Annotated in this window: 11 protein-coding genes; 6 read left to right on the forward strand and 5 right to left on the reverse strand. The window is 52.2% G+C overall.

Annotated features, from left to right (window positions below; translation table 11 throughout):
- Positions 1–13: 13 nt before the first annotated feature.
- Positions 14–1,339, forward strand: coding sequence for a tRNA 5-hydroxyuridine modification protein YegQ (gene yegQ / locus ABC502_RS08765; RefSeq protein WP_345915657.1), 1,326 nt, complete (start codon positions 14–16; stop codon positions 1,337–1,339).
- Here yegQ and ABC502_RS08770 read toward each other — a convergent pair.
- The 3 genes from ABC502_RS08770 to acs all read right to left on the reverse strand — a co-directional run bounded on the left by ABC502_RS08770 (position 1,336) and on the right by acs (position 4,310).
- Entirely contained in the window at positions 1,336–1,587 is a 252-nt protein-coding gene (locus ABC502_RS08770) for a DUF1289 domain-containing protein (protein WP_330089036.1), read from the reverse strand. The two genes, yegQ and ABC502_RS08770, sit on opposite strands and share 4 nt — an antisense overlap.
- A complete protein-coding gene (locus ABC502_RS08775; RefSeq protein ID WP_330089037.1) occupies positions 1,574–2,254 on the reverse strand; it encodes a response regulator transcription factor in 681 nt (226 codons plus the stop codon). Before ABC502_RS08775 ends, ABC502_RS08770 begins: the two co-directional genes overlap by 14 nt.
- Before the next feature lie 103 nt (positions 2,255–2,357).
- On the reverse strand, positions 2,358–4,310 hold the full coding sequence (gene acs / locus ABC502_RS08780; protein WP_345915601.1) for an acetate--CoA ligase: 1,953 nt from the start codon (positions 4,308–4,310) through the stop codon (positions 2,358–2,360).
- A 257-nt stretch (positions 4,311–4,567) separates the two neighbouring features.
- On the opposite strand from acs, the gene ABC502_RS08785 reads away from it, so the two are divergent.
- The 3 genes from ABC502_RS08785 (at position 4,568) to ABC502_RS08795 (ending at position 9,080) form a co-directional block, all read left to right on the forward strand.
- Positions 4,568–5,731 (forward strand): DcaP family trimeric outer membrane transporter, encoded by a 1,164-nt coding sequence (locus tag ABC502_RS08785; protein ID WP_345915602.1) that lies wholly within the window; start codon positions 4,568–4,570, stop codon positions 5,729–5,731.
- Positions 5,732–5,807: 76 nt separating this feature from the next.
- Positions 5,808–6,479, forward strand: coding sequence for a pseudouridine synthase (locus tag ABC502_RS08790; RefSeq protein WP_345915603.1), 672 nt, complete (start codon positions 5,808–5,810; stop codon positions 6,477–6,479).
- 129 nt (positions 6,480–6,608) lie between these two features.
- Positions 6,609–9,080 carry a prolyl oligopeptidase family serine peptidase gene (locus ABC502_RS08795; RefSeq protein WP_345915604.1) on the forward strand — a complete coding sequence of 824 codons (2,472 nt, stop codon included), beginning with the start codon at positions 6,609–6,611 and terminating at the stop codon, positions 9,078–9,080.
- A 22-nt stretch (positions 9,081–9,102) separates the two neighbouring features.
- On the opposite strand, the gene rrtA is transcribed toward ABC502_RS08795, so the two are convergent.
- On the reverse strand, positions 9,103–9,711 hold the full coding sequence (gene rrtA, locus ABC502_RS08800) for a rhombosortase (RefSeq protein WP_330089042.1): 609 nt from the start codon (positions 9,709–9,711) through the stop codon (positions 9,103–9,105).
- A gap of 109 nt (positions 9,712–9,820) precedes the next feature.
- Between rrtA and ggt the strand changes: the two genes are divergently transcribed.
- Together ggt and ABC502_RS08810 are read left to right on the forward strand one after the other, a co-directional pair.
- On the forward strand, positions 9,821–11,560 hold the full coding sequence (gene ggt, locus ABC502_RS08805) for a gamma-glutamyltransferase (protein WP_345915605.1): 1,740 nt from the start codon (positions 9,821–9,823) through the stop codon (positions 11,558–11,560).
- A gap of 16 nt (positions 11,561–11,576) precedes the next feature.
- Complete coding sequence (locus ABC502_RS08810) at positions 11,577–12,320, forward strand: enoyl-CoA hydratase (RefSeq protein ID WP_345915606.1); 744 nt, start codon at positions 11,577–11,579, stop codon at positions 12,318–12,320.
- A gap of 18 nt (positions 12,321–12,338) precedes the next feature.
- Here the strand turns inward: ABC502_RS08810 and ABC502_RS08815 are convergent, their stop codons facing one another.
- A complete protein-coding gene (locus ABC502_RS08815; protein ID WP_330089045.1) occupies positions 12,339–12,788 on the reverse strand; it encodes a hypothetical protein in 450 nt (149 codons plus the stop codon).
- Between the last annotated feature and the right edge of the window lie 31 nt (positions 12,789–12,819).

Consider the following 12,819-nt stretch of genomic DNA (forward strand, 5'->3'; position numbering starts at 1 on the left):
ATCCGATCAGTCTGTGTCTGAGGGGGTTGCCCCTGAGTTGCTCTCGCCAGCCGGCAGTTTAAAAGCCATGCGGCTGGCCTTTGCCTATGGCGCCGATGCAGTCTACGCCGGCCAGCCGCGTTTTAGTTTGCGGGTGCGCAACAACGAATTTGACTTGCCCACCCTGGCCACTGGCATTGGTGAAGCGCATCAGCTCGGTAAGAAGTTCTATGTGGTGGTCAATATTGCGCCGCACAACAGCAAGCTGACGCGTTTTGTCGAGGACATGGCGCCGGTGGTGGCGCTGGAGCCGGATGCGCTGATCGTATCGGATCCCGGCGTGATTTACCTGCTAAAGCAGCACTTTCCTAAGATGCCACTGCATTTGTCGGTGCAGGCCAATACGGTGAACTGGGCCGCGGTCAAATTTTGGCAGGCGCAAGGCGTGGAGCGGGTGATTTTATCGCGCGAGCTGGCGGTGGAAGAGATTGCGGAAATTCGTCGCCAGGTACCCGAGATGGAGCTGGAAGTCTTTGTGCACGGTGCCTTGTGCATGGCCTATTCTGGTCGTTGCCTGTTATCCGGTTACATCAATAAACGCGACCCAAACCAGGGCACCTGCACCAATGCCTGCCGCTGGAGCTATCAGGTGCATCCGGCTACCGAAGATGCGGTCGGCCAGTTTACCCCTGTTCAAAACCAGCCGGTCAGTGAGCCGGTGTTGATTGAAGAACAAGGCCGCCCCGGTGAGCTGATGGCGATGGAAGAAGACGAGCATGGCAGTTACATCTTAAACTCGAAAGATTTGCGCGCTATTGCCCATGTTAAAGCCCTGACCGAGATGGGGGTGCAGTCACTGAAAATCGAAGGCCGCACCAAGTCGCCCTATTATGTTGCCCGCACCGCTCAGGTGTACCGCCGGGCCATTGACGATGCGGGGGCTGGCAAAGCCTTCGATGCCAGCTTGCTGCAGGAGCTCGATGGCATGGCCAATCGCGGTTTTACCGAAGGCTTTTTACGCCGTCACCTGCCGCAAGAGCTGCAAAACTACCAGACCAGCCACAGTGTCGGGCAACAGCAACTGGTCGGTGAGTTTATTGGGGAGGCCGATGCGGACGGTTTTGCTCTGGTGGAGGTTAAAAACCAGTTTGCCGTTGGCGATCAACTGGTGCTGATGAGCCCGCTGGGCAATCAAGCCTTTGTGCTTGAGGCGCTGCGCGATCAGCAAAACCACGACTTGCTGTTAGCCCCCGGAGCTTGTTATCAACTGAAAGTGAAGCTGCCGCTGCAACAGTCGTTGCAGCACGCGATGCTGCTGAAACAGCTGCAGCCAGTGCAGCAGGATTTGGCCCGGGTTTAGCTTAAGCGGGCCTTGACTTTGGCGGCCTGCCATTCCGCCTGGGTAATGGCTGTGGTCGCTATATCGTTGTGGTTCAGGCTGGCATACTGCTGCTTTCGCTCGGCCACTCGTTGCATAATATCGTTGAGTTCTGCAGCGGTTTTTCGGTTCCAGTTGGCAATTTCAGTAATATGCCGGTAGCAACCGATGCACACTTTGTGTGTATCCAGCTTGCAACAAGCAATGCAGGGCGAGTCAATCGTGCTCATGGCCGGACAATGCCTTATTCACCGGTGGTTCGAGCGTTAAGCGCTGAGCTTGGATCACGACCTGGGTACGGTTGGTACAACCCAGTTTGCGAAAAATCGCTGTGATATGGGCTTTGACGGTTGCTTCAGAAATAGCTAAATCGTAGGCAATTTGTTTATTAAGCCAGCCTTCCGTCAGGTAGTACAACACCTTGTATTGCTGATTCGTCAGCTGTGCAACCCGGGCGGCTAAGTCCAAATCTTCGCCCTGACTTTCCTGCTCTTGCAAAGCCTTTTGCATGGAGGCTGGTACCCAAAGCTCACCCGCCAGCACTTCTTTTAAGGCGTCGCTGATTTGTGCCGGATTGGCAGATTTTGGGATATAGGCCGAAGCGCCAAAGGAAATCACCCGTTTCACCACATCCAGCTCTTCACTGGCGGAAATCACTACGATAGGTAACGTAGGGTAGTTCTTGCGCAGCTGGATCAGGCCTAGAAAGCCACAGTTACCGGGCATATGCAAATCCAGCAACAGCAAGTCGGTGTCGGGATGTTGTTCCAGTGCCTGGCAAGTCGATTCAAAAGAGTCGGTTTCGATGGTTGCTTTGGTACTGAAGGTATTGCTGATGGCATTGATCAGCGCATTGCGAAACAGGGGGTGGTCGTCTGCCACGATCAATTTGGCCATGCTTCCTCGTCTTTATTATTGTATTTTCTTCGGCTTAGTATAGAACCAAAGGCCGCAAAATGCGGCCTTGATGTATACAGCGTGAGACAACGGACTGTCCCTGTTAACGATTTAACCTGTTTTCAATCAATTGATCAACTACTGATGGATCGGCCAGAGTGGAAATATCACCCAACTGGTCGTGTTCATTGGCTGCAATCTTACGCAAGATACGGCGCATGATTTTACCTGAGCGCGTTTTTGGTAAGCCCTGAGGAGCCCACTGGATAATATCAGGTGAAGCGATAGGCGATATTTCCTGCCGTACCCAGGCGCGGACTGCTTTGGTTAGATCGTCGGAAGGTTCAACACCAACGCGTGGCGTGACATACACATAAATGCCCTGGCCCTTGATGTCATGTGGGTAGCCGACCACGGCCGCTTCGGCGATGGCATCGTGGGCCACCAGGCAGCTTTCAATCTCAGCAGTACCCAGACGATGACCTGAAATGTTCAGTACATCGTCAACCCGGCCGGTTAGCCAATAATAGCCATCTTCATCACGGCGGGCACCATCACCGGTAAAGTAGGTGCCTTTGTAGGTGCTGAAATAGGTTTGCTCAAAACGCTCATGATCACCAAAGACTGTGCGCATCTGGCCTGGCCAGCTATCCAGGATCACCAGATTACCTTCGGCTGCTCCTTCTTGCAGTTTACCTTCGTTATCGACAATGGCAGGTTTTACGCCAAAGAATGGTCGGGTAGCAGAGCCCGGCTTTAATGCAGTGGCGCCGGGCAGAGGCGTGATCAGGATACCTCCTGTCTCTGTTTGCCACCAGGTATCGACAATAGGGCAATTGCCATGACCAAACTTTTCATGGTACCAGCTCCAGGCTTCGGGGTTAATGGGTTCACCCACACTGCCTAAGGTACGTAATGAATTGAGTTGGGCACCTGCAACTGGCGCCTCACCATGTGCCATCAGCGCCCGGATCGCGGTAGGGGCAGTGTACAGAATATTGACCTGATATTTGTCAATAATTTGTGCCATCCGTTTCACCGATGGATAGGTTGGAACCCCTTCAAACAGCACACTGCTGGCACCATTGGCCAATGGGCCATAGACAATGTACGTGTGGCCAGTGACCCAACCGACATCGGCTGCACACCAGTAAATATCGCCGGGGTGGTAATCAAAGACATACTGATGGGTCATTGAAGCCCAGACCATGTAACCACCAGTGGTGTGCAACACCCCCTTTGGTTTGCCGGTAGAACCCGAGGTGTAGAGTATAAAGAGTGGGTCTTCAGCACTCATTGGTTCTGGCTCACAGTGTTTCGACTGTTTGGCCAGCAGCTCGTGGTACCAGACATCACGGCCTGGGTGCTCATCAATGTTGTCGCCTACATGCTTTACTACAATCACATGTTGCACGGGGCTGGCTTTACCCAGATGCGCCAAAGCCTGGTCGGTATTGTCTTTCAGCGGAGTTAAGCGGCTGCCCCGCGGGGCCTGATCGGAAGTAATCACCAGTTTGGAATCACAGTCCTGGATCCGGCTGCCCAATGCATCGGGGGAGAAACCCGCAAAGACTACAGAGTGCACAGCGCCAATCCGGGCACAGGCCAAGATAGCCACTACAGCTTCCGGGATCATTGGCATGTAGATGGTAACTCTGTCACCTTTCACCACACCAAGAGATTTCATGCCATTAGCCAACTGACAAACTTGCTCGTACAGCTCCTGGTAGCTAACATTCTTTTGTACGCCTGGCTCATCCCCTTCCCAGAAATAGGCGATGTCGTTGGCTTTGTGTGGCAGGTGACGATCCAGGCAGTTGTAACTGGCATTTAGTACGCCGTCTTCAAACCATTTGATACTGATGTTGCCTGGCTGGTAGCTGGTATTTTTCACCTTGGTGTAGGGTGTGAACCAGTCGATGCGCTTACCATGCTCAGCCCAGAACGACTGCGGATCCTGCACCGACTGTTGATACATCCGCTGATAGGCTTCGTTATCAATCAAACAGCGTGCTTCGGCGGCCGCTGGAACCGGGTAAAGACTCGGCTGTGTCATAACTGTGTCCCCATTAGTTTTCTAATCAAAAATAAAGAACTTATGTTCTAACCAATAACAGCGCGGAAAGAAATTAGACCATTGTCTAGCTTGTTGAGATTCAGGCTAGAATGCGGCAAAAAATGGTTGTAACGACTTTAGCAGTTGATGCGACTAAAGGCTAATTGCAGAATGAGAAGCCCTGAACCAACCTTAGCCATGGTAAATAGCTCAGAAAACAATCGCACCAATAAGACAAGAAAACCAGGGAGCACCGCATGAAACAACTACCTTTTGCCTGTACCTTACTGGCAGCAAGTATGACGCTTGGCTTGAGCCAGGCCCAGGCATCTTTTACCGTAGGCAATACCGACATCAGTTTTGGTGGTTTTGTGAAGCTGGATGTAATGCTGAACGATACACCGGACGGCAATCTGGCCACTGGTATAGGTCGGGATTTTTATATTCCTTCACTCACGCCTGTGGCAGGGGAAGGCGAAAGCACAAAGTTTGATATGCATGCCCGCCAGTCGCGGTTCTTCTTTACCACCCAAACCAAACTTGAGAATGGTAAAACCATCGGTGGGCGATTGGAGTTTGATATGATGTCGACTCCAGGGGGGGATCAGCGTATTTCCAATGGCTATTCGCCTGGGATCCGCCATGCATTTTTTACCTACGACAAATGGTTGTTTGGCCAGACCTGGTCCACCTTTATGGACCTGACCTCTTTGCCGGAAAGCGTCGACTTTGTTGGTAATACCGATGGTCAGATTTTCGTGCGACAGCCGCAAATTCGTTACACCCATGGCAACTTCCAGTTTGCCATTGAAAATCCGGAAAGTACCATTACTCCACACTTAGGCGGGACACGTATCGTCAGCGATGACAATACCATGCCGGATCTGGTGGCACGTTACAATCACAAAGGGGACTGGGGCAGTCTGTCGGTATCAGGTTTAGTACGGCAATTGGCGTATGAGGACAGAGCCTTGCAAATTGACGACAGCGTGATGGGGTATGGTGTATCGGTGACTGGTAAAGTGATGGTGTCCGATACCAATGATATTCGCTTTACGTTGAATACCGGCAAAGGCTTAGGCCGCTACATTGGTTTAAACACATCCAATGGAGCTGTGCTGGATGCCAATGGCGAATTACACGCTATTAAATCAACTGGTTTTACTGCCGCTTACCGCCATGTTTGGGATGCGCACTGGCGTACCAACCTGATTTATGCCACTTTACGGGTAGATAATGATACTGACCTGACGGGGGTTGGGGCTACCAAGAGCACCGAAAGCCTGGCGGCCAACATGATTTACCAGGCATCACGGCATTTGCAATTTGGTCTGGAATTCCGTCATGCCACCCGTAAACTGGAATCAGGCGTCGATGGCGATTTAAACCGGCTGCAGTTTATGGCGAAATACGACTTTTAAAAAGCTGCATGATTTCTAAATGCGCTTACTTTTGCAATAATAGCGGCTGATGCCGCTATTTTTTTGATGATGCCTTATGACGCCTGCTGCCACCGATCTTGCTGTTCTTCCCGCCACCCATCAAGCATACCAGTTGCTGTTTCAGGATGAGCACCTGTTGGTGGTGAACAAACCATGCAAATTATTGACCGTACCAGGCCGACATCCGGACAATCAGGATTGCTTGATCAAGCGGGTACAACAAGAATTTCCAACAGCTGCCGTGGTGCACCGGCTGGATTATGACACCAGTGGGCTGTTGGTATTACCGCTGCATCCTGCAGCGTTATCAGCCATTAGTAAGCAATTTCAGGCCCGAGTGGTCAAAAAGAGTTATCTGGCAGTCGTTGCTGGTCAGTGGCGGCAAGCACATGGCCGGATTGATTTACCAATAGCTCCGGATGCTGAAAACCGGCCACGTTACAAAGTTTGCCCGGCAGGCAAGGCTTCAGTTACCGATTTTGAATTGCTGTCTTATCAGGCGGATATGGATTGCAGCCGAATCCGGCTGCACCCTGTAACCGGGCGATCCCATCAGTTGCGATTGCATACAGCGGCGTACGGTCATCCGATCCTGGGCGACCCATTTTACGCGCCTAAAGCAGTTCAGGCGCAAAGCGATCGCCTGTTGCTGCATGCAGCGACACTGACATTGTTTCATCCGGTAAGCCAGAAAGCCTTAACCTTTACGGCTGAGGCTGACTTTTAATGCGAGCTGGTCGCACTCCAACGCTGGTCGCAATCATCACCCCTTTTATCTTCACGGCATTGTGAGCCAGCAGGCTGCTTGTTAGCATAGCATTGCATTGTTTTTTCCATAAGATGAGAATCAAACGCCATGATACGAATCCTCTGTACCTTTGCCCTGTTGTTGCTGGTGCTGCCATTTGGCGCACTGGCCGCTCCCCAGACTGTGAAAGCAGAGCAGGTGCTATTTCTTGGTCCTTTGCCAGCTTTTGCCTCCGAGCAGTTGCAGCAAAGCGGCAAAGCGAAACAGCAGCGCCAGCAAGTACTGCGTTTGCTGGAGCGTCAGCCCATCCCCGTAGCTGGTCGTTCAGTCGAGCTGTTTGGGCAGCGTTTGCAATGGCGGCAGTTGACACCGACTGAAGCTGCCGAGGCCGGCCCTGGTGTTTGGTTTGTTCAACTGCAACACGATGCTTTTTTAAAAGGCAAACTGGAGATCTCAGGTTTGCAAGCCCCTCAGCTGTACCTGAATTTTCAGCCAAAAAATGGCGTCAGTACCGAGCTTGCTTTGGCAACAGGCTGGCAGCAGTTAATCCTTTTTACCGATGGTCGCGATGCGCAAGACGATGTGCAACTGCAACTGACCAGCCAGAATGAGGTTCAGGCTCAGTTTCGTTTGGCGGCACAAGAGCCGGTGAACAATCGTCAGTTAACCAATGCCGAAACCATCACGCAGCTAGCATTATCGCCGGATACCAATTGGATGTTGCTGAGTTTTAGTGGCCGCTCGGATGTAAGTGACGTACAACTGCAACGGACGGAGCTGCGCGACGTCAGCCGCAACCAGGTGCAGCATAGCTGGAGCGGCCAGGTGTTAAGCCGGGCCGCTTTTAGCCCGGACAATCAGTGGCTAAGTTACATCGCCAACAATACGCTGTGGCTGATGAACCTGAACACCGGTGAATTGCGTTCTTTGTTGGAAAACCAAAGCGGTCTGGGCCAATATCGTTGGGCTCCAGATAGCAACAGCATTTTGTTGCAATGGACAGAGCCGGATACCAGTCTGCAGCAAGCCAAAGCTAAAATGTACCGCGCACTGGAAGATCGCTGGCGTGGCTACCGTGATACCAGCCGTCTGTTTCAACTGGACATCGCCAGCGGCCTGGTACGAGCCCTTACCACCGATGCCAACAGCAGCACCTTAAGCGATGTGCGGCCTGATGGTAAGGCTTTGCTCTATACCCAAAGAGTCAATGACCGTACTGCTGCACCGCATGCCAGCACAGCTTTGTTTGAGCTGGATTTAACCAGCCTGCAAAGCCGCGAAATTGGTACTTTTCAGCATCTGAACCAGGTGCAATACCACCGGAATCAACTGCTGGTTGTTGCCGGCCCGAACTTTGCCGCTGGCGCAGGAGTTAACTTGCCGTCGGAGGATTACATTGCCAATGATTACGATGGTCAGTTGTATCTGATGGATGCAGATGGCGGCCATATTCAGCCCTTGTCGAAGGACTTTAACCCTGCCATTAGTTCTGTTGCGGTGAATGCACGTGGCCAGGTTATTGCTCTGATCAACGAAGGCGACCGCTCAGCACTGTACAACGTAGATACCAACCGGCAACGCTTTCAGAAGCTGGCGTTATCTCTGGATGTGATTGAACGGTTTGAACTGGCCAATGACCGGGGAGCCACTGTGTTGGCTGTTGGCTCTGGTGTGGCGACACCGCAGCAACTTGAGCTGGTCAGGCCTGGTCAGCGCCGCGCCACTGTGCTGCATAGCAGTACTGCCTTGTACCAGCATACGCAACTTGGTGAGGTGCGCGATTTCCATGTCGAGAATCCGCAAGGTGACCGCATTGAAGGCCGTTATTATCTGCCGCCGGATTTTGACGCCGGTAACAAATACCCAACCATCGTGTATTACTATGGTGGCACGACTACGGTGAATCGCCAGTTTACCGGTCGCTACCCGTTTCATCATTGGGCTGCCAATGGCTACATTGTCTATGTAGTGCAGCCACGCGGGACTATTGGCTATGGTCAGCGCTTTTCGGCGTTGCATGTAAATGCCTGGGGTAAATACACCGCCGATGACATTATCTATGCCACCGAACGTTTTGTCGCCGAGCATGATTTTGTGGATGGCAAACGGCTGGGCAATATTGGCGCGTCCTACGGTGGTTTTATGACCATGTATCTGGCCACACAAACCGATCTCTTTGCTGCATCCATTTCCCATGCCGGCATCAGTGCTCTCAGCTCGTACTGGGGGCAGGGCTGGTGGGGGTTCCTGTATTCAGGTATTGCCAGCCGCGATAGTTTTCCCTGGAACAATCATGAGCTTTATGTTGGTCAGAGCCCCTTGTATATGGCTGATAAAATCACGACGCCATTGCTGCTGATCACTGGCGATTCCGATGTTAATGTGCCGGCTGGTGAATCACAGCAAATGTTTACAGCATTGAAATTGCTGGGGCGTGAAGTAGCACTGGTTGAGATCCCAGGCGAAGATCACCACATTATTGATCGTGAAAAGCGCTATGTCTGGTGGGATCATCTGTTGGCCTGGTTCGATAAGCATCTAAAAGATCAGCCTGACTGGTGGCAGCAGTTAAGTGACTAAAACCCGCTCTCTGATCCACTGCTCAGGCAGTGGATTTTTTTTTGCTGCGCCAGTACCAGGCCGGAAACAACAGCATAGCTGCCACAACACCGGCCAGGTGGGCATCGACGGCGACCTGGGCTGCAATCAAATCGGCCAGTTGGCTATCTGCACCCTGCAACTGTTCATGCCCAACTTTTGCCAATACCAACAGCAGCAGGAGCCAGCCGGTGCGATCTTTACGCCGGATATCGGCCAGAGCACCCAGCACCACCATGGCATGCAAAGCACCGGACAGGCCTACCATGCGATCAAGCTCTGGCATGGTGAGCAACAGCAGCAAATTGGTTAGAACCCCGGCCAGCAAGAGCCACAGCAAATAACGATTGCTGTTAAAGTGCTGGCCGTGCAATAGCCATAGCAAGCTGAGCCCGGCCAGGTTAAGTAGTAAGTGCCAGTGATTGGTGTGCAACAGATTGGCTGTGAGTAGGCGCCACCACTCGCCATGCCGCAGTGCTGCCGGTTGATAGTTGAACCGGTCCACCCAGTGATCTGGCAGCCATAGCAGCAGCACCAGGCTTAGCAGGAAGCTAGCTGCGGTCAGCAAGGACAGCCGGGAAGGGCGTCGGTGTAATAAGGAAATATTTTGCATCCGGCTAGTCTAGCCAGAGTCTTTTGTTCTGTCATGAAGAATCTGGATTGATCTTTAGGTCGCTTCTGGGTAGGGTTAAGTTCGGTACAGCTTGCAGTAGTAGGTTCTTATGAAGTTTCTTATTCCATCACTTTATCTTTTGTGCAGTTCACAGCTGGTACTGGCGTCTGTGCCGGTACAGGCTGATCGTGAGCCTGAAGCAGCAACGGGTTACTATCAGCAACAACTGGTGCAGGCTGAGCGTTTTATGGTGTCAGCAGCTCACCCTCTGGCTACCCAGGCCGGAATTCGGGTATTGCAACAAGGCGGCAGTGCCATCGATGCAGCGATAGCTGTGCAACTGGTGCTGGGCTTGGTGGAAGCCCAAAGCTCCGGCATAGGTGGCGGAGCTTTTATTTTGCATTGGGATCAGACAAAGCAGCAGATGACCACCTTTGATGGCCGTGAAACTGCACCCAAAGCCGCCACCGAGCAGTTGTTTATGCAAGGCGATAACGCCATGCCCTGGCGAGAGGCCTATGTGGGAGGCAAGTCTGTTGGCGTGCCCGGTTTATTTGCGGCCATGCACCAGGCACATCAGCGCTATGGCACTTTAGCCTGGGAGCAGCTGTTTGAGGATGCCATTCAACTGGCAAGTGACGGCTTTCCGGTGTCTGATCGGATGGCCCGGCAATTGGCAGTCGGTTGGAATCAGGGCATTCAGCATAGCCCTGCAGCCAGCGCGTATTTTTATCCGGATGGAAAGCCGCTGCAAGCTGGCACTGTGATTACCAATCAGGCTTATGCCGATATTTTACGGCAGGTGGCGGAGCATGGGCCTAACGCCTTTTATCAGGGCGGGAATGCAGCTGCCATCGCCGAGACGGTGCAGCAAGCACCTGTCAATGCAGGAACTTTGGCTGTCACCGATTTAGCGGCCTATCAGGCGGTCGAGCGTGATCCTGTTTGTGGCTCGTATCGCAGTTACACCATCTGTGGCATGCCGCCGCCAAGCTCGGGTGGCATCGCTGTGGTACAAATTCTTGGTTTATTGGAACGTTTTGAGTTAGACCAGTTGGCTCCGGATAGCATTGAGGCCATCCATTTGTTTGCTCTGGCATCGCAGCTTGCTTTCGTGGATCGTGATCACTATGTGGCTGATACCGATTTTATCGAGGTACCGACCCAGCAGTTGATAGAGCCGAGCTACCTGGCTGCGAGAAGTGCGCTGATTCAGCCCGATAAAGCCTTGTCTGAAGTAAGGCCGGGGCAGCCCGTTGCAAATTTGGCGCGGAGTAGCAGTTTAAGTCCGGAGCTTAGCAATACGACTCACTTTTCCATCGTCGATGCCAATGGCAATGCCGTTAGCATGACCTCCAGCATTGAAAATGTATTTGGTTCCGGCTTGATGGTGAATGGCTACTTGTTGAATAATCAACTGACCGATTTTTCATTGGCACCAGAGCTGGACGGTGAGCTGGTGGCGAATCGGGTTCAGGGTGGCAAACGACCCCGTTCATCCATGTCCCCCGTGATGGTGTTTGATGGTGATGGCAGTTTGCGTATTGTGCTTGGCTCACCGGGTGGTAGCCGCATTATCAACTATGTTGCCCAGACTTTGGTTGCACTGATTGACTGGCAACTGGATATTCAGTCGGCCATTAATTTACCCCGGGTAACGCACCGTAATGATTTTCTGGCTTTGGAAAAAGGCACTGCTATCGCACAGCATCAATCGGCCCTGGAGCAAATGGGGCATCAGGTGCGGATCATCGACTTAAACAGTGGCTTGCATGGCATCGTGCTGTTGGATGCTGGCTTGCAAGGTGGAGCCGATCCGCGCCGTGAAGGACAGGTACTTGGACATTAAAGAAAAGGAACGACGAATGGCAGGCGTGGAACAACAACTGCAAGATGGCGTACTTTGCCTCACATTGCAGCGCCCGGATAAAAAGAATGCACTGAACCTGCTGATGTATCAGCAACTGGCCGATGCGCTCAAGCAGGCTGCTGTTGATGAACAAGTCAAGGTAGTGTTGTTGCAAGGCCAGGACGATTGCTTTACAGCTGGCAATGATTTGCAGGATTTTATGGGGGGCGGTGAGCTGAACCAGCAACATCCGACGGTTCGGTTTTTGTATCAACTGGCTGAATTTCCGAAGCCGGTTGTGGCAGCGGTGGCAGGTTTGGCCATTGGGATTGGTACCACAGCTTTACTGCACTGTGAACTGGTGTATGCAACTGCAGATACCCGCTTTCAGTTGCCCTTTACCAAGCTTGGGCTTTGTCCGGAAGCCGCATCCAGTTTGTTATTGCCACAATTGATAGGCTACCACCGGGCTTGTGAATACCTGTTGTTGGCCGAACCCTTTGATGGCATTGCTGCCGAGCGGATGGGACTGGTCAATCGCTTGCTGCCGGCCAGTGAGTTGCTGGCTTTTGCGTTAGCAAAAGCGCACCAGTTGGCTGCCATGCCAACTCAGGCAATCCAAAGCAGCAAACGTTTGCTCAAAGCCAATCAGCAAGAAGCACTGCATTATACCTTGCGGGAAGAGCTCAATGAGTTCCAGCAACTGCTGCAAAGTGATGCCTGCCAGCAAGCGGTGCAGCAGTTTTTCCGGAAAAAGTAATGGTGAAGGCCGCAGCTGTTAGCTGTGGCCTCTGCTGAAAGGATCATTTTTAATTTCGGCTACCAGCCAACGGCCCCGTACCCGCACCATCCGGACTACCCGCATTTCATTGACAATACGACCATCAAAAGGGCCGCTGAACACCAGCATCACATCGGTTTCATTGCCGTATTGTTCGCGCAGGTTTTGTCCGGCCCGATTGACATTAATAGTGACTTCATCGTACGACATATTGATCAAAGTCCGGGCTACCTGCCGCGGTGTGGCGTAATGCGCCATTAATTCGGCCAGCTCAGGTGTGCTTAAGCTTTTTGCCAGCTCTAAATCATTTTTGTTGTAAATGGCGTCAAAGAACTCTGCAGCGGCATGCTCAGGTGCGTGAAAGGTGCCGGATAAAGCCTCATTTTGCTCAGAGCAAGCAGTAAAAAGCAGTAACAGCATGGATGCAAGTAATAAGCGTATTAGCATGGTTGGTAAGACTTTTAAATAGCATTCAGAA

This window comes from Alkalimonas sp. NCh-2, assembly GCF_039631345.1.
GTDB classification, from domain to species: domain Bacteria; phylum Pseudomonadota; class Gammaproteobacteria; order Enterobacterales; family Alteromonadaceae; genus Alkalimonas; species Alkalimonas mucilaginosa.

What these genes read in the sequence shown, in the direction of transcription:
- ABC502_RS08770 (WP_330089036.1), bottom strand. Translation starts at nt 1,587, where the DNA reads ATGAGCACGATTGACTCGCCCTGCATTGCTTGTTGCAAGCTGGATACA.
- ABC502_RS08775 (WP_330089037.1), bottom strand. Translation starts at nt 2,254, where the DNA reads ATGGCCAAATTGATCGTGGCAGACGACCACCCCCTGTTTCGCAATGCG.
- acs (WP_345915601.1), bottom strand. Translation starts at nt 4,310, where the DNA reads ATGACACAGCCGAGTCTTTACCCGGTTCCAGCGGCCGCCGAAGCACGC.
- ABC502_RS08785 (WP_345915602.1), top strand. Translation starts at nt 4,568, where the DNA reads ATGAAACAACTACCTTTTGCCTGTACCTTACTGGCAGCAAGTATGACG.
- ABC502_RS08790 (WP_345915603.1), top strand. Translation starts at nt 5,808, where the DNA reads ATGACGCCTGCTGCCACCGATCTTGCTGTTCTTCCCGCCACCCATCAA.
- ABC502_RS08795 (WP_345915604.1), top strand. Translation starts at nt 6,609, where the DNA reads ATGATACGAATCCTCTGTACCTTTGCCCTGTTGTTGCTGGTGCTGCCA.
- rrtA (WP_330089042.1), bottom strand. Translation starts at nt 9,711, where the DNA reads ATGCAAAATATTTCCTTATTACACCGACGCCCTTCCCGGCTGTCCTTG.
- ggt (WP_345915605.1), top strand. Translation starts at nt 9,821, where the DNA reads ATGAAGTTTCTTATTCCATCACTTTATCTTTTGTGCAGTTCACAGCTG.
- ABC502_RS08810 (WP_345915606.1), top strand. Translation starts at nt 11,577, where the DNA reads ATGGCAGGCGTGGAACAACAACTGCAAGATGGCGTACTTTGCCTCACA.
- ABC502_RS08815 (WP_330089045.1), bottom strand. Translation starts at nt 12,788, where the DNA reads ATGCTAATACGCTTATTACTTGCATCCATGCTGTTACTGCTTTTTACT.